This is a genomic window from Pseudomonas sp. M1 (assembly GCF_022760135.1).
Classification (GTDB): domain Bacteria; phylum Pseudomonadota; class Gammaproteobacteria; order Pseudomonadales; family Pseudomonadaceae; genus Pseudomonas; species Pseudomonas citronellolis.
On sequence record NZ_CP094343.1, the window covers coordinates 5,042,287 to 5,057,512 of the forward strand.

The window sequence follows — 15,226 nt, forward strand, 5'->3', positions numbered from 1 at the left end:
CTGACTCAGGACTGTCAAAACGCACCGAACGGTCCCCTCTCCCTTCAGGGAGAGGGTTAGGGAGAGGGGCTCTCGGGATAAACACCAGCGCTCGCCGATGAGCCCCCTTCGCGAGCAAGCTCGCTCCTACAGGGAGCCCAAAGTCATGCGCCCACAGTCAAGCCACCCGCTCCGGCGACGGCGTGATGATCGGCTGCAACGGCGGCGTCAGCGGCGGCAGGCCGTAGGCGGCGCGGGCCGTGTCGCAGTTGGGGTTGTGCTGGCCGTCGACCCAGGAGGCCTCGAACTCCCGGCAGGTGCTGGATCGCTGCTCGTAGACCGTGCAGCGCACGCCGCAGCCGACCTCGCCCAGCAACCCCACGCAGCGCACCGGCTTGGCCTCGGTGCCGCGCATGGCGGCATGGTACGGGCCGACCTGCACCACCAGGTCGTCGGGTACGTTGCCGCCGGCGGAACGGCACTCGCCCCAGTAGAAGGACACACGGAAATGCGCGCAGCAGGCGCCACAGTTCAAACACGGATTGTCGATGGACATGATGTGCGAATGCACCAGAAGAAACCGGCGAGCGCCGGCGGGCAGCGCAGAATTCTAGCGATTGCGCAGCCGTTGTGAAGAGCCCTCCGGCGCGCTGCGCATCGCGCCGAGGGCAGGTACAATGGAGGGTTCATGTCCATCGAGTCCGCTTCATGGCGCTGCCGACACTACGCACCCTCGGATACATCATCGGCCTGTTCCTGATCACCCTGGCGGTGGCCATGCTGGTGCCCATGGCCACCCTGCTCTACTACCACCGCCCGCAGGAACTCTCGCCCTACATCTGGTCGAGCCTGATCACCTTCAGCGCCGGCCTCGGCCTGGTCCTGCCCGGCCGCCCCGAGCAGGCCCACCTGCGCCCGCGGGACATGTACATGCTCACGGTCTCCAGTTGGGTGATCGTCTGCTTCTTCTCCGCCCTGCCCTTCATCATCGCCCGCCACATGAGCGTCACCGACGCCTTCTTCGAGAGCATGTCGGGCATCACCGCCACCGGCTCGACGGTGCTTTCCGGGCTGGACAACATGTCGCCGGGCATCCTCATCTGGCGCTCGATGCTGCACTGGCTGGGCGGCATCGGCTTCATCGGCATGGCGGTGGCGATCCTGCCGATGCTGCGCATCGGCGGCATGCGCCTGTTCCAGACCGAATCCTCGGACCGCAGCGACAAGGTCATGCCGCGCTCGCACATGGTCGCCAAGTACATAGTCGCGGTGTATGTCAGCATCACCATCCTCGGCACCCTGGGCCTGTGGTGGGCCGGCATGGGCCTGTTCGATTCGCTCAACCACGCCATGTCGGCGATCTCCACCGGCGGTTTCTCCACCTCCGACCAGTCCCTGGCCAAGTGGCACCAGCCGGCGGTGCACTGGGTGGCGGTGGTGATCATGATCCTCGGCAGCCTGCCCTTCGCCCTCTACGTCGCCACCCTGCGCGGCCATCGCAAGGCGCTGCTCAAGGACAGCCAGGTGCACGGCTTCATCGGCCTGCTGGTATTCACCTGGCTGGTGATGGGCACCTGGTACGCCTTCAATTCCGACCTGTCCTGGCAGGACGCCTTGCGCATCGTCGCGGTGAACGTCACCTCGGTGGTCACCACCACCGGCTTCGCCCTGGGCGACTACAGCCTGTGGGGCCACTTCTCGATCATGGTGTTCTTCTACCTGGGCTTCATCGGCGGCTGCTCCGGCTCCACCGCCGGCGGTTTGAAGATCTTCCGCTTCCAGGTCGCCTACATCCTGCTCAAGGCCAGCCTGTACCAGCTCATCCACCCGCGCGCGGTGCTGCGCCAGAGCTACAACGGCCACCGCCTGGACGAGGAGATCGTGCGTTCGATCCTGACCTTCTCGTTCTTCTTCGGCGCCACCGTCGGCGGCCTGGGCCTGGCCCTGACCTTCCTCGGCCTGGACTGGATGACCGCGCTGACCGGCGCCGCCAGCACCGTCTCCGGCGTCGGCCCGGGCATGGGCCCGGTGATCGGCCCCTCGGGCAACTTCTCGTCCCTGCCGGATGCCGCCAAGTGGCTGCTGTGCGCCGGCATGCTCGCCGGGCGCCTGGAGATCCTCACCGTGCTGGTGCTGTTCACCCCGGCCTTCTGGCGCCACTGAGGCGCGTCAGCCGAGGATGCCGGCGGCGATGTTGATGCTCAGGCCGAGGATCGCCGTGTTGTACAGGAAGCAGATGATCGACTGCGCCAGGGCCACCCGGCGCAGCGCCGGCGAGGCGATGGCCACGTCCGAGGTCTGCACGGCGACGCTGAGGGTGAAGGAGAAGTAGGCGAAGTCCCAGTAGTCCGGCTGCCGCCCGCGGTCGGGGAACTGCAGCGGCGCCTCGCCGTCCGCCGCCGTGTAGAACATGCGCGCGTAGTGCATGGCGAAGATGGTCCCGATGAGGAACCAGGAGCCCAAAACCGTGCTGCCGGTGAAGGCGTAGCGCAGCAGCCGCTCGCTCCCCGGCAGCTGTCGCGCGCCGGCCAGCTCGTAGACGATCGCCACCAGGCTGGCGATGGCCGCGGCGCTGACCAGCACCAGCACTGCTTCGGCGTTCTCGTCCTCCACCTCGGCTAGCAGGCGGGCGTCCTCCGGCCGGGCGCTGATCGCCAACCCGGCGATCAGCGCGGTATACAGCCAGGCCATGCAATTCCAACCCACCAGCACGCGGATCATCGGCTCCAGCCGATAGCATGCCAGCGCCACCAGGGTCGCTATGAGCACCGCCGCGATCAACCGCGGATGCGCATGCAACAGGGAAAGATTCAGACGCATGTCGACATCCACCGCCCGAACCGGGACGGCTGGCAATACTCCAACGCAACGGGTGGGGCGGACATCGACGATTGGCTCCGAAGGCGGGTCTGAATGCAGACTAGCATGGCGCGCAGAGACAAATTGCCACTTGCCGAAGCCACTCCCTGCTCAGTAGTCTGCCGACGATTTTTCCCCGCCCCTCATGGACGAACCTATGCCAAGCATCCGCCTCAGCCCCTGGCTGCTGGGCCTGGCCCTGACCTGCAGCCAAGCCCTTGCCGACACTCCCGAGCAACTGTTTCAGAAGTTCGCCCAGTGCGATGACGGATTCTTCCGCGCCCTGCCCGCCGAAGCATCGGCACTGGCCAGCAACCTGACCCTCGCCGTCCATGATGGTGTCGCCTCGCCCAATGTCGGCGACCGTCTGCTCGAAGGCGGCCGCTACCAGGCCTTCGCCACGCCACTGGAAGTGCAAGGCGTGCGTCTGGTGGGCTACTACGACGAGGCCTCTTCGGTGAACGGCATGGGCGACTTCCTCTTCTGGGGCTTCGTCGCCGAGGGCTCGGTGGACGAGGTGCAGGAACGCCTGCGCCCATTGATCGTCGATGCCGGGCGCCTGACCAAGCGTGGCGAGAGCTGGGCCCGGGTGGAAATGCGCAAGGTCGGCGACCCCATGCTCAAGTGGCGCACCGAAGGTCTCGCCGGGGCCGGCGTGCCAACACCCTTCGGCCAGGTCGAGCGTGTCCTGCTGGTCGAGCCCGGCAAGGAACCGCCGTTCAACGGTCGGGTCAAGGTGATGTGCTCATTGCAAGGCACGGTCACGCCACCACTGCTACAGGTCTATCGCCCCGACCTGAACGCCCACCTGCTCGACTGACAAGGATGCCGCGATGAAGCTTTCACATTCCTCAATCGCCAGCCTGCTGCTGGTCTCGTCGCTGCTCGCCGGCTGCGCGAACAAGCCGCTCGACCCAAGGCTGGTGCCCTGCCGAGACGCCCTGAACCTGTATGACAGGAACGAGAACGTCAATACGCTCGCCATGGGCCGGCAGCTCTACGATCTGGCCGGCCAGTGCGTGGCGCAGAATCCTCCGAGTCCGAAGGTACTGCGCACCATGTACCTGATCCAGGCGGATGCGGCTTCGGAGCGGATGCACGACTATGCCAAGGCGATAACCGCCATGGAGAGCGCAATCCGCCTCAACAACGGAACCAATCCGCGAGACACCCTGACGCTGAGCCGCTATTACCGTCTCAATGGCCAGCGGGAGAAAGCCCTGGAACTGGTGCAGGGCAATATAGACAACGGTCTGGGCGAGACCGGCAAGGGCACCGGCTTCCACATGCCCACCTACTACCACCTGGGCCAGGCGCTGTACGACCTGGGCCGGTATCGCGAAGCCGCAGAAGCGTTCAGCGCCGGTCTGCGCCAGCAGAAGGACTATGCCTGGGCCTACTGGGAACGCGGTCGAGCCTATGACAGCCTGCAGCAGACGGACGACGCCCGTCGTGATTTCCAGCGTTTCGCCCAACTGGTGAACAAGGACTACATAGGTCCGGAACAACGCAGCAAGCTGGCGCAATACCAGATTCCACTATGAGATTGTCCCGGGGAGCGCAGGCTCCCCGCCTTCAGTAGACCGGCGGCCGCAGGCGCTGGGCGAATTCGTCGAGCTGCTTCTGTTCCTGTTTGTCGGCCAGCAGCCGCGCTTCCTCGCGGTAGCGTTCCACCAGCTTGCGCAGGCCTTCCAGGCGGGCGTACTTCTCCGACCAGGTGACACGCGCCTTCTCCACCACGTCCTGGTGCCAGGCCAGGCTGCGGTTCTGCTGCTCCACGGCGGTTTCCAGCTGCGCCAGGAAGCGCTGGTAGTCCAGCAGCCACTGGCCGCTGACGCCCTGGCGGCCGCGGTCGATCCACTGCTGCTGGTAGTCGGCACGGAAGCGCTCCAGCTCGGCCAGCTTGCGCTGCGCCTGGAGCAACTGGTTCTGCGCCAGGCCGAGCTGGCGCGCGGCCTCGCGTTCGGCCTTCAGGGCCATCTCCACGACAGGGGCCAGGCGGTCGGCACGGCGGTTCATGGCAGGCGGGCCTCAGGCATGATGCGGCAACCTCAACCGGCCTTGCCGGACAGCACGGTGTCCAGCAGCTGGGCGCTGTCTTCCAGGCTCTGGCTTTCGTTCAGGCCCTGGCGGAGGAACTGGCGCATCACCGGGAAGCGCTGAATGGCCAGGTCGGTCTCGGCATCGCCGCCGGCGACGTAGGCGCCGACGCTGATCAGGTCGCGGCTCTGCTGGTAGCGCGACCACAGCTGCTTGAAGCGCTGGGCGTGCTGCAGTTGCTCGGGGCTTACCACCTGGGGCATCACCCGGCTGATCGAGGCCTCGATGTCGATGGCCGGGTAATGGCCTTCCTCGGCCAGCCGGCGCGACAGCACGAAGTGGCCGTCGAGCACGCCGCGGGCGGAGTCGGCGATCGGGTCCTGCTGGTCGTCGCCCTCGCTGAGCACGGTGTAGAAGGCGGTGATCGAGCCGCCACCCTTCTCGCCGTTGCCGGCGCGTTCCACCAGGCGCGGCAGGCGGGCGAACACCGATGGCGGGTAGCCCTTGGTCGCCGGCGGCTCGCCGATGGCCAGGGCGATCTCGCGCTGGGCCTGGGCGAAGCGCGTCAGCGAGTCCATCAGCAGCAGGACGTTCTTGCCCTTGTCGCGGAAGTATTCGGCGATGCGCGTGCAGTACATGGCCGCGCGCAGGCGCATCAGCGGCGCGTCGTCGGCGGGGGATGCGACCACCACCGAGCGCTTGAGGCCTTCCTCGCCGAGGATGTGCTCGATGAATTCCTTCACCTCGCGGCCCCGTTCGCCGATCAGCCCGACCACGATGATGTCGGCCTTGGTGTACTTGGTCATCATGCCCAGCAGCACCGACTTGCCCACGCCGGTGCCGGCGAACAGGCCCAGGCGCTGGCCGCGGCCGACGGTGAGCAGCGAGTTGATCGAGCGGATGCCGACGTCCATGGGCTCGTGGATCGGCTCGCGCTTGAGCGGGTTGATGGTCGGGCCGTCCATCGGCACCCAGTCCTCGGCGCGCATCCCGCCCTTGCCGTCCAGGGCGCGGCCGACGCCGTCGAGCACCCGGCCGAGCATGGACATGCCCATGGGCAGGCGGCCGCTGTCGGGCAGCGGCACCACGCGGGCGCCAGGGGCGATGCCGGCGAGGCTGCCGACCGGCATGAGGAAGATCTTGCTGCCGGAGAAGCCCATGACCTCGGCTTCCACCTGCACCGAGTGGTAGCCGCTGTCGTTGATCACCATGCAGCGGCTGCCCACCGCAGCCTGCAGACCCTCGGCCTCCAGGGTCAGGCCGACCATGCGCAGCAGGCGGCCCTCCACCACCGGCTGCGCCGGCAGTTTGGCGGCTTCCATATAGCCTTCCAGGCGCTTGGCGAAACTTACCCGGTCAAGGCGCATCGGGCTGGTCCAGGTCGATGTGCAGGTCCGGCTCCAGGGCGTGGGTGGCCTGCTCGCGCTGCTGCTCGAAGAGTTGCTTGGTGATCTGCGCCAGGCGCGTCTCGATGCTGGCGTCGATGCGCGAATGCTCGGTCTCGATGCGGCAGCCGCCGGGCAGCAGCTGCTCGTCCTCGAGGATGCGCCAGCTTTCCTCGTGGCGGTCGCGCAGCGCCTTGACCAGTTCGAAGTCCTGCGGGTTGACGTGGATGCGCACGTTGTCGCTGCCCATCGGCAGTTGCTTGAGCGCCTCGCGCAATACCTGGCGCAGTTGGCTGGAGTCACCCTCCAGCTCGCGCTGGATGACCTGGCGCGCCACCTGGCCGACCAGGTTGACCAGCATCTGCTCGATCAGCAGGTCCTGCTCGGCGATGGGCTCGAACAGCTGGCCCATCAACGTCTCCAGGCCGGCCAGGCGCTCCTGCAGCGCCACCTCGGCCTCCTGTCGGGCCTTGAGCTGGCCGGCGTGGAAGCCGTCCTTCTCGCCGGTGGCGAAGCCTTCGTTGTAGGCGTCCTGGCGGATCGCTTCGAGTTCTTCGAGCGTCAGCGGTTTGACTTCCTCGACGGGGACTTCCTCCACCGCCGGGGTTTCCGGCGCCTCCGGCTCGGGCGCAGGCTCCGGCGGCCGTTCCACCACCGGGTCGAAGCTGGGCAGCGCCCAGCGGTCGAAGCCGGCGACGTCGCGCGCGCGAATCAGGCCATCGTGTTCCTCGCCCTTGGGTTTCGCGGGACCACTCACTTAGATCATCTCCTCGCCACCCTTGCCGCCGAGGACGATCTCGCCGGAGTCGGCCATGCGCCGGGCGATGGTGAGGATTTCCTTCTGCGCGCCCTCCACTTCGCTGACGCGCACCGGGCCGCGGGCCTCCAGGTCGTCGCGCAGCAGTTCGGCGGCGCGCTTGGACATGTTGCGGAAGATCTTCTCGCGGATGCCCTCGTCCGAGCCCTTGAGGGCCAGCACCAGCACGTCCGAGGAGACTTCGCGCAGCAGCGCCTGGATGCCGCGGTCGTCGACGTCGGCGAGGTTGTCGAAGACGAACATGAGGTCCTCGATCTGCCCGGAGAGGTCTTCGTCGACGTCGCGGATGGCGTCCATCAGGGCGCCTTCCACCGAGCTGTCGAGGTAGTTCATGATGTCCGCCGCGCGCTTCACCCCGCCCATGGTGGTGCGGGTGGCGTTGGCGTTGCCGGCGAACTGCTTCTCGAGGATCAGGTTGAGTTCCTTCAGCGCCGAGGGCTGCACGGTGTTCAGCGAGGACACGCGCAGGACGATGTCCAGGCGCACCTTGTGGTCGAAGTGGCTGAGCACTTCGGCGGCCTGGTCCGGGTCCAGGTAGGCGACGACGATGGCCTGGATCTGCGGGTGCTCGTAGCGGATGACGTCGGCCACCGCGCGCGGCTCCATCCACTTCAGGCTGTCCAGGCCGCTGGTGTTGCCGCCCAGCAGGATGCGGTCGATGAGGTTGTTGGCCTTGTCCTCGCCCAGGGCCTGGGTGAGCATCTTGCGGATGTAGCCGTCGGCGCCGACGCCCAGGCTGGTCTGGTCGCCGACTACCTCGACGAACTCGCTCATCACCTGCTCGACCTGCTCGCGATGCACGTTGCGCATCTGCGCCATGGCCACGCCGACCCTCTGCACTTCCTTCGGGCCCATGTGCCGCAGCACCTGGGCCGCGTCGGTCTCGCCGAGGGACAGCAGGAGAATCGCAGCCTTGTCGACCTTGGTCAGTTTGGCGTTCAACCGGGTCTCGCTCATACCGCATCACTCATCGGAGTTGATCCAATCCTTCACTACCTGGGCCACGCGGCCCGGGTCCTGAGCCACCAGGCTCTTGATCGCGTTCAGCTGCGCATCGTACCCCTCGCTGGGGCTGGGCAACAGGATGCTCGGCGGGCCGCCCAGGCTGACGCGGTCCTCGGCCAGCTCGCCTTCCAGGCCGCCCATCTCGCCCAGGGCCATGTCGCCGCCGGCGCCGGCCACCAGGGCCTTGTTCTTGTTGCCGGCGAGGTTGTTCAGCACCGGGCGCAGCACGCCGAACACCAGCACCAGGATGAAGACGATGCCCAGCACCTGCTTGACGATGTCCCAGAACCAGGGCTGCGAGTAGAACGGCGGCGAGGCGATCTCCAGGTTCTGCTCCGGGGCGAAGGGCGCGTTGATCACGCTGACGCTATCGCCGCGGCTGGCGTCGTAGCCCACCGCGTCCTGCACCAGGCGGGTGAAGCGCGCCAGTTCGTCGGCGCTCCAGGGCTTGTGGCTGACCTCGCCGGTCTTGGCGTCGGCGACCATGTGGTCGTCCAGCACCACCGCGACGGAAAGCCGGCGCAGACGGCCCTGTTGCTGCTTGGTGTAGCTGATGGAGCGGTCCAGCTCGTAGTTGCGGGTGTTCTGCTCGCGCTTGTCGGTGGGGTACGGTGCCAGCACCGGACGGCCGGTCTTCGGGTCGATGATGGTCTGGCCGTTGGCGTCCTTCAGCGGCTGGCCCGGGGCGACGAAATCGCCGCCGGCGCTCTTGCCGGTCTGCTGCGGCGCGCTGGCCGGGCCCGGCGGCTGGTTCGACAGCGCACCCGGCACGCCCTGCGGGCCGTTGCTGTTCTGGCGTTCCTCGTTGTTCACCTGCTCGCTGCGCAGGGCCGGCTGGTCCGGGTTGTAGGACTCGGCGGTGGATTCCACGGCGCTGAAGTCGACGTCGGCGGACACCTCGGCCTTGTAGCGGCCGTCGCCCAGCACCGGCTGCAGGATGCTGTGCACGCGCTGGGTGAACATGCTTTCCATGCGCCGGGAATAGTCGAACTGCTTGCCGGCCATGGTCAGCTCGGACAGCTCCTGCTGGTCGGAGAGCAGGTTGCCCTTCTGGTCGACCACGGTGACCTGGGACTTGTCCAGTTCCGGCACGCTGGTGGCCACCAGGTTGACGATCGCCAGCACCTGGCTGGGCTCCAGGCTGCGCCCCGGGTACAGCTCGACCAGCACCGAGGCGGTGGGCTTGCGCTCGTCGCGGACGAACACCGAGCTCTTCGGGATGGCCAGGTGCACGCGGGCGGCCTTGACGTTGTTCAGGCTGGAGATGGTGCGCGCCAGTTCGCCTTCCAGGCCGCGACGGTAATTGGTCGCCTCCATGAACTGGCTGGTGCCCAGGGCCTGTTCCTTGTCGAGGATCTCGAAGCCGACGTTGGTGTCGGTGGGCGTCAGGCCGGCGCCGGCCACCTTGATGCGGGCGCGGCCGAGGTCGTCGGCCTTGACCAGCAGGGCGCCGGAGTTGGGGTCGACCTTGTAGCCGATGTCGGCGGCGTTCAGCGTCTCGATCACCTTGTTGGCGTCGACGCCGTTGAGGCTGCCGTACAGCGGCTTGTAGTCCGGCTGCTGGGACCACAGCACCATGCCGAAGCCGATGGCGATGCTCGCCGCCAGCCCGACCAGCAGGCCGACCTGACGCAGCACCGGCATCTCGGCGAGGTTCTCGAGGAACTGCAGGCCCATCAGCGGCTTCTTCAGCATTTCGGCTGCGCCGGCTTTGGCGGGGACCTGGTTGTCTACAGTGGCTTCGGCCATGAACTATCTACCTACCCCGTGGCTCAGATGGGCATCTGCATGATGTCCTGGTAGGCCTGGACCAGTTTGTTGCGCACCTGGGTCATGGCCTGGAAGGACACGCTGGCCTTCTGCGAAGCGATCATCACGTCGGTCAGGTCGACGTTGCTCTGGCCCACCTCGAAGGCATTGGCCAGCGCGCTGGCGGCCTGCTGGGTGGAGTTCACCTTGTTCACCGCCTGGCCGAGCATGTCCGAGAAGCTCGGCGCGCCCTCCACGGCAGCCGGCGCCGAGGCGGCCGGCTTGGCCTTGGCCATGGCGTCCATCTGCATGGAGCGCATTTCCAGCAGCAGGCGGTTGAACTCGATACCCTGACTCATTTGCTTTCCCTCTGACTACGGGCCGCGGCTTTTTTGACGCCGCGGCGCTTTGGCATAGGGGATTGCAACAAGGGTGCCAGGTTTCAGGGGGGCTTGTAGGATGTGGCTGTTGGGGTAAAGAGCCCCCTCACCCCAGCCCTCTCCCGGAGGGAGAGGGAGCCCCTCCTCTGCCGTGCGCAGGAAGGTGTGCAGCCGGGAACATTGGTGTCGGCCACACCTATATGCCAGGAGAAATCCATTACTTGTCGCCGCGCCGAACGGCCCCCTCTCCCTCTGGGAGAGGGCTGGGGTGAGGGTGCTCTATCCAGACTCCAATGCCAACAGAATCGCCTCCAACACCCCCTCCGTCCGCACCAGCACGTCGTGGTTCCAGAACCGCAACACCCGCAGCCCCTGGCCCCTCAACCAGGCATCCCGCTCGACATCCGCGGCACTTCCCAGGTGCTGCCCGCCGTCCAGTTCCACCACCAGTTGCCGCTCATGGCAATAGAAATCCACCACATACGGCCCCAGCGGCACCTGACGCCTGAATTTCCAGCCGAGTAGCCGGCGATCCCGCAGACGACTCCACAACAACCGCTCCGCGTCGGTTTGCCGACGCCGCAGTTCCCGGGCGAATTCCGTTGGCCTCGACATGCCCTGCCCTTCCTCCATGGAAAAGCAGAACCCTGCGCCACCCACCGCCGTCACGACTGCCGGCAAGCGCTGAAACCACCACGGGAAACGCCCCTCACCACACAAAGAAAAGGCCCGCGAACAGCGGGCCCGAACAGGGGAAATCGGCGCCACTCAACTGGCGTACAAGTAAGCCTCCACATCCATCCCCGCATCACGCATCTGCGCCAGCTTGTAACGCAGGGTGCGCGGGCTGATGCCCAGGCGTTCGGCGGCTTCCTTGCGGCGGCCGCGTTCGCTGCGCAGGGTGTCGATGATCATCTGGAACTCGCGGCGGCGCAGGTCTTCGCCGAGGCCGCCGGCGTTGTCCGCGGGCGCCGACGGAATTCCGGCGCTGGCGGCGGCCGCCACCGGGACGGGCTGCACCAAGGGGATCACGGGCGCTGCGGACGCCATGCCGATGGGGGCGTTCAGGCACAGGTCCAGGGCGCGGACCTGGCCGCCCTGCTGCAGGATCAGCGCGCGCTGGATGGCGTTGTCCAGCTCGCGCACGTTGCCCGGCCAGGGGTGCGTCAGCAGGGCGTCGCGGGCGTCGGCGGCCAGGCTCACCGCGCCCAGGTTCATCTTCTTCACGTACTTGGCCAGCAGGCGCTCGGCCAGCGGCAGGATGTCCGCCGGGCGCTCGCGCAGGGCTCGCCAGGCCAGAGGGAAGACCGACAGGCGATAGTACAGGTCCTCGCGGAAGCGCCCCGCCGCCACCTCGCCGAGCAGGTCGCGGTTGGTGGTGGCCAGCACGCGGATGTCCAGCTCGATCGGCTTGCGCGCGCCCACGCGCTCCACCTCGCGCTCCTGCAGCACGCGCAGCAGCTTGGCCTGCAGCGCCAGGGGCATCTCGGAAATCTCGTCGAGGAGAATGGTGCCGCCGTCGGCCAGCTCGAACTTGCCCGGCTGCGCGGCGATGGCGCCGGTGAAGGCGCCCTTCTCGTGGCCGAACAGGGTGGCCTCGAGCATGTTGTCGGGGATAGCCGCGCAGTTGATGGCGATGAAGGGCTTGTTGGCGCGCGGCGACTGCTGGTGGATGTAGCGCGCCAGCACTTCCTTGCCGGTGCCGGACTCGCCGGAGATCAGCACGGTGGAATCGCTGCGCGCCACCCGCGCGGCCAGTTCCAGCAACTGGCGGCTGGCCGGCTCCATAGCCACCGGGCCCTCGCCTTCGGCGGCGACCGCCTGGCCCTGGGCATGGCGGGCCACCAGTTCCAGCAGCACCTTGGGTTCGAAGGGTTTCACCAGGTAGTCGGCGGCGCCCTGGCGCATGGCGTCGACGGCGCGCTCGACGGCGCCGAAGGCGGTCATCAGCAGCACCGGCAGCTGCGGGTAGCGGGCGCGGATCAGGCCGAGCAACTGGTGGCCGTCCATGCCGGGCATGTTGACGTCGCTGACCACCAGGCCGAAGGCCTCGCGCTGCAGGGCGACCAGGGCCGCCTCGGCGCTGTCCACGGCGGTGAACTCGCAGCCGCCGATCAGCAGGGTATCGGAGAGGGCTTCGCGCAGGGCGCGGTCGTCTTCGACGAGCAGGATTCTGGCGGGCATGGGGTTATTCCTTGTGTTCACGGACGGGGGCCGCGATCAGCGGCAGGACCAGGCTGGCGCAGGTGCCGCGGCCTGGTCGCGATTGCAGGCGCAGTTCGCCGTGGTGCGCCTTGGCCACCGCCTTGACCACCGCAAGGCCGAGGCCGGTGCCGGTGGTCTTGGTGGTGAAGAAGGGCTCGCCCAGGCGCGCCAGGGTGGCGGCGTCCATGCCCGGGCCGCTGTCGCTGATGGCCAGGCGCAGGCTGTCGCCACGAGCGTAGAGGTGGACTTTCAGGCGCACGTCCTGGCCGCCGGCCTGGATGGCGTTGTGCAGCAGGTTGAGGACGCTGCCGACCAGGGTGTCGCGGTTGCACAGCAGCTCGCCGCCGCGCACGTCGCATTGCCAGCGCAGCTGCAGGCCGGCGACATGGGCCTCGGCGGCGGCGCGCAGGCTGGCGAACAGCTCCGCCGGGCTCAGGCGGTCCGGCAGCGGCAGGTCGCCGCGGGCGAACACCAGCATGTCGCGCACCTGGTTCTCCAGTTCCTGCAGGCGCTCCTTGAGGCGCCCGGCGAAGCGCTGCTGCTGCTCCAGCGGCAGCGCCTGCTCGCTCAGGTGGCCGGCGTAGAGCATGGCCGCGGACAGCGGCGTGCGGATCTGGTGGGCCAGGGACGCGACCATCCGGCCCAGGGCCGACAGGCGCTCGTGGCGGGCCAACTGGTCCTGCAGGCGGCGGGTCTCGGTGAGGTCGTTGAGCAGTACCAGTTGCCCCGGCTCGCCGTTCAGCGAGCGGGTGGCGATGGACAGGCGGCGCCCGTCGCGCAGGGAAATCTCGTGGCCGTCATCCTTGCGCGGCGCGAAGCAGCGGGCGATGACCTGGCGCCACAGCATGCCTACCAGGGGCTGGCCGAGCAGGCCGCGCGCCGCCGGGTTGGCCTCGCGCACCACGCCCTGGCCGTCGATGACGATGACGCCGCCGGGCAGCAGGTCCAGCAGGCTCTGCAGGCGGTTGGCCAGGCGTTCCTTCTCCGCCAGCTCCTGCATGCGCTGGGCGCTGACCAGGGCCAGCTGTCCCTTCAGTTCGCTGACCCGCGCCTCCAGCATGCTGTACGACTGGTTCAGCTGGGTGGACATCTGGTTGAACAGGGCGAAGGCCTGGTCCAGGCCGGCGCGGCCGTTCTCCTCCGGCGCATCGCTGGAGGTCGGCTGGGACTGCTGGGGTACGGCTGGCATCATGCTGTCTCTCTTCCATCCGACGTCGTGAAAGCGTCGGCTGGCAGAGTCTTAGCAATCTGCGTGCCTAAAAATTAGTCCTTTATTTTCAGTCACTTATTGAAACGCAAAGGCAAGCGGCGTCAATCCTCCGCCACTTCCTCCTCGCGGCGGCTCATGCCGTACTTGCGCATCTTCTCCACCAGGGTGGTGCGGCGGATGCGCAGGCGCTCGGCGGCGCGGGCGACCACGCCGTTGGCGTCGTCCAGGGCCTGCTGGATCAGCCCCTGCTCGAGGTTGGCCAGGTAGTCCTTGAGGTCGATGCCCTCGGCCGGCAGCATCGCCGGCGAGTCCAGGCCCGGCAGCCCGGCGGTGATGGCGGCGCGCTCTTCCAGCTCCTCGCGCAGGCTGCTGGCGAGTTGCTCGTCCTCGTCGTCGACGTGGCGGAATTTCTTCGGCAGCTCGCCCACGCCGATCACCCCGTAGGGGTGCATGATAGCCAGGCGTTCCACCAGGTTGGCCAGCTCGCGCACGTTGCCCGGCCAGTCGTGGCGGCACAGCGACATGATGGCGGCGGAGTTGAAGCGGATGGAGCCGCGCTTCTCGTGCTCCATGCGCGAGATGAGTTCGTTCATCAGCAGCGGGATGTCTTCTACCCGCTCGCGCAGCGGCGCCATCTCGATGGGGAAGACGTTGAGGCGGTAGTACAGGTCCTCGCGGAAGCTGCCGCCCTCGATCATCTTCTCCAGGTTCTTGTGGGTCGCGGCGATGATGCGCACGTCGACGTTCTGCGTCTTGTTGCTGCCGACGCGCTCGAAGGTGCGCTCCTGCAGCACGCGCAGCAGCTTGACCTGCATCGGCAGCGGCATGTCGCCGATCTCGTCGAGGAACAGGGTGCCGCCGTTGGCCAGCTCGAAGCGCCCGGCGCGGCTGGTGATGGCGCCGGTGAAGGCGCCCTTCTCGTGGCCGAACAGTTCGCTTTCCAGCAGCTCGGCGGGAATGGCCCCGCAGTTAACCGGCACGAAAGGCGCTTCGCGGCGCTTGGAGTGGTAGTGCAGGTTGCGCGCCACCACTTCCTTGCCGGTGCCGGACTCGCCGAGGATAAGCACGCTGGCGTCAGTGTCGGCCACCTGCTGCATCATCTGCCGTACCTGCTGGATGGCCCGGCTGGTGCCGACCAGGCTGCGGAACAGGTTGGGCTCGCGCTGGCGGCCGCGCTCGCGGGCCTGGTCGTACATCTCGCGGTAGACCTGGGCGCGGTGCAGGGAATCGAGCAGCTTGTTGTAGCTGGGCGGCATCTCCAGGCTGGCCAGCACGCGGCGGCGCAGCTCTTCCGGCCAGTCGGTCGGCGCCGAGTCGCCGATCAGCAGCACCGGCAGGAATTCGTCCCAGGCCGAAAGCTGCTTGAGCAGCTCCAGGGCGCCGCCCTTGTGCTCGACGCTGCCGAGCAGCACGCAGAGCACGCCGCGGCTGCCGTTGGGCAGGTCGTCGACCGCCAGGCGCCATTCGCGGCTGCGGCAGGACAACTGGTCCTCGCCGAGGAAGTTGAGGATGGTGGAGAGTTCGCGGCAACGCTCCAGGTCGTCGTCAATCAGCAGAATCTTGGTTTCACGCCACATCTTGCTCTTGTCTTCCGAAG

General features: G+C 67.5%; 15 protein-coding genes. 3 read left to right on the plus strand and 12 right to left on the minus strand.

What is annotated here, in order from left to right; all coding sequences use genetic code 11:
* Positions 1-157 precede the first annotated feature (157 nt).
* The gene (locus tag PM1_RS22130) at positions 158-535 is read right to left on the minus strand and encodes a YkgJ family cysteine cluster protein (protein WP_009620891.1); all 378 of its coding nucleotides are present in this window, start codon (positions 533-535) and stop codon (positions 158-160) included.
* A 152-nt stretch (positions 536-687) separates the two neighbouring features.
* On the opposite strand from PM1_RS22130, the gene PM1_RS22135 reads away from it, so the two are divergent.
* Positions 688-2,142: a TrkH family potassium uptake protein gene (locus PM1_RS22135; RefSeq protein WP_009620890.1), complete on the plus strand. Its 1,455-nt coding sequence runs from the start codon at positions 688-690 to the stop codon at positions 2,140-2,142.
* Between the two features lie 6 nt (positions 2,143-2,148).
* Here PM1_RS22135 and PM1_RS22140 read toward each other — a convergent pair whose 3' ends face one another.
* On the minus strand, positions 2,149-2,799 hold the full coding sequence (locus PM1_RS22140; RefSeq protein WP_009620888.1) for a DUF1345 domain-containing protein: 651 nt from the start codon (positions 2,797-2,799) through the stop codon (positions 2,149-2,151).
* Between the two features lie 196 nt (positions 2,800-2,995).
* Between PM1_RS22140 and PM1_RS22145 the strand changes: the two genes are divergently transcribed.
* Together PM1_RS22145 and PM1_RS22150 are read left to right on the plus strand one after the other, a co-directional pair.
* Entirely contained in the window at positions 2,996-3,658 is a 663-nt protein-coding gene (locus tag PM1_RS22145) for a hypothetical protein (RefSeq protein WP_009620882.1), read from the plus strand.
* A 13-nt stretch (positions 3,659-3,671) separates the two neighbouring features.
* On the plus strand, positions 3,672-4,382 hold the full coding sequence (locus PM1_RS22150; protein WP_009620878.1) for a tetratricopeptide repeat protein: 711 nt from the start codon (positions 3,672-3,674) through the stop codon (positions 4,380-4,382).
* A 31-nt stretch (positions 4,383-4,413) separates the two neighbouring features.
* Here PM1_RS22150 and fliJ read toward each other — a convergent pair whose 3' ends face one another.
* The 10 genes from fliJ to PM1_RS22200 form a co-directional block, all read right to left on the minus strand.
* The gene (gene fliJ, locus PM1_RS22155; RefSeq protein ID WP_009620877.1) at positions 4,414-4,857 is read right to left on the minus strand and encodes a flagellar export protein FliJ; all 444 of its coding nucleotides are present in this window, start codon (positions 4,855-4,857) and stop codon (positions 4,414-4,416) included.
* A gap of 32 nt (positions 4,858-4,889) precedes the next feature.
* Positions 4,890-6,245 (minus strand): flagellar protein export ATPase FliI, encoded by a 1,356-nt coding sequence (fliI, locus tag PM1_RS22160; protein ID WP_009620875.1) that lies wholly within the window; start codon positions 6,243-6,245, stop codon positions 4,890-4,892.
* Positions 6,235-7,020 carry a flagellar assembly protein FliH gene (gene fliH / locus PM1_RS22165; RefSeq protein ID WP_009620874.1) on the minus strand — a complete coding sequence of 262 codons (786 nt, stop codon included), beginning with the start codon at positions 7,018-7,020 and terminating at the stop codon, positions 6,235-6,237. Before fliH ends, fliI begins: the two co-directional genes overlap by 11 nt.
* A complete protein-coding gene (gene fliG, locus PM1_RS22170; protein WP_009620873.1) occupies positions 7,021-8,037 on the minus strand; it encodes a flagellar motor switch protein FliG in 1,017 nt (338 codons plus the stop codon).
* Positions 8,038-8,043: 6 nt separating this feature from the next.
* On the minus strand, positions 8,044-9,834 hold the full coding sequence (gene fliF, locus PM1_RS22175) for a flagellar basal-body MS-ring/collar protein FliF (RefSeq protein WP_009620872.1): 1,791 nt from the start codon (positions 9,832-9,834) through the stop codon (positions 8,044-8,046).
* A 23-nt stretch (positions 9,835-9,857) separates the two neighbouring features.
* The gene (fliE, locus tag PM1_RS22180; RefSeq protein ID WP_009620871.1) at positions 9,858-10,193 is read right to left on the minus strand and encodes a flagellar hook-basal body complex protein FliE; all 336 of its coding nucleotides are present in this window, start codon (positions 10,191-10,193) and stop codon (positions 9,858-9,860) included.
* A gap of 300 nt (positions 10,194-10,493) precedes the next feature.
* Complete coding sequence (locus tag PM1_RS22185) at positions 10,494-10,895, minus strand: endonuclease domain-containing protein (RefSeq protein WP_372241055.1); 402 nt, start codon at positions 10,893-10,895, stop codon at positions 10,494-10,496.
* Between the two features lie 87 nt (positions 10,896-10,982).
* Entirely contained in the window at positions 10,983-12,398 is a 1,416-nt protein-coding gene (gene fleR, locus PM1_RS22190; RefSeq protein WP_009620869.1) for a sigma-54-dependent response regulator transcription factor FleR, read from the minus strand.
* A gap of 4 nt (positions 12,399-12,402) precedes the next feature.
* Positions 12,403-13,608, minus strand: coding sequence for a sensor histidine kinase (locus PM1_RS22195; RefSeq protein ID WP_024128247.1), 1,206 nt, complete (start codon positions 13,606-13,608; stop codon positions 12,403-12,405).
* Between the two features lie 122 nt (positions 13,609-13,730).
* Positions 13,731-15,206, minus strand: coding sequence for a sigma-54 dependent transcriptional regulator (locus tag PM1_RS22200; protein WP_024128246.1), 1,476 nt, complete (start codon positions 15,204-15,206; stop codon positions 13,731-13,733).
* Positions 15,207-15,226 lie beyond the last annotated feature (20 nt).

What these genes read in the sequence shown, in the direction of transcription:
- PM1_RS22130 (WP_009620891.1), bottom strand. Translation starts at nt 535, where the DNA reads ATGTCCATCGACAATCCGTGTTTGAACTGTGGCGCCTGCTGCGCGCAT.
- PM1_RS22135 (WP_009620890.1), top strand. Translation starts at nt 688, where the DNA reads ATGGCGCTGCCGACACTACGCACCCTCGGATACATCATCGGCCTGTTC.
- PM1_RS22140 (WP_009620888.1), bottom strand. Translation starts at nt 2,799, where the DNA reads ATGCGTCTGAATCTTTCCCTGTTGCATGCGCATCCGCGGTTGATCGCG.
- PM1_RS22145 (WP_009620882.1), top strand. Translation starts at nt 2,996, where the DNA reads ATGCCAAGCATCCGCCTCAGCCCCTGGCTGCTGGGCCTGGCCCTGACC.
- PM1_RS22150 (WP_009620878.1), top strand. Translation starts at nt 3,672, where the DNA reads ATGAAGCTTTCACATTCCTCAATCGCCAGCCTGCTGCTGGTCTCGTCG.
- fliJ (WP_009620877.1), bottom strand. Translation starts at nt 4,857, where the DNA reads ATGAACCGCCGTGCCGACCGCCTGGCCCCTGTCGTGGAGATGGCCCTG.
- fliI (WP_009620875.1), bottom strand. Translation starts at nt 6,245, where the DNA reads ATGCGCCTTGACCGGGTAAGTTTCGCCAAGCGCCTGGAAGGCTATATG.
- fliG (WP_009620873.1), bottom strand. Translation starts at nt 8,037, where the DNA reads ATGAGCGAGACCCGGTTGAACGCCAAACTGACCAAGGTCGACAAGGCT.
- fliF (WP_009620872.1), bottom strand. Translation starts at nt 9,834, where the DNA reads ATGGCCGAAGCCACTGTAGACAACCAGGTCCCCGCCAAAGCCGGCGCA.
- fliE (WP_009620871.1), bottom strand. Translation starts at nt 10,193, where the DNA reads ATGAGTCAGGGTATCGAGTTCAACCGCCTGCTGCTGGAAATGCGCTCC.
- fleR (WP_009620869.1), bottom strand. Translation starts at nt 12,398, where the DNA reads ATGCCCGCCAGAATCCTGCTCGTCGAAGACGACCGCGCCCTGCGCGAA.
- PM1_RS22195 (WP_024128247.1), bottom strand. Translation starts at nt 13,608, where the DNA reads ATGCCAGCCGTACCCCAGCAGTCCCAGCCGACCTCCAGCGATGCGCCG.
- PM1_RS22200 (WP_024128246.1), bottom strand. Translation starts at nt 15,206, where the DNA reads ATGTGGCGTGAAACCAAGATTCTGCTGATTGACGACGACCTGGAGCGT.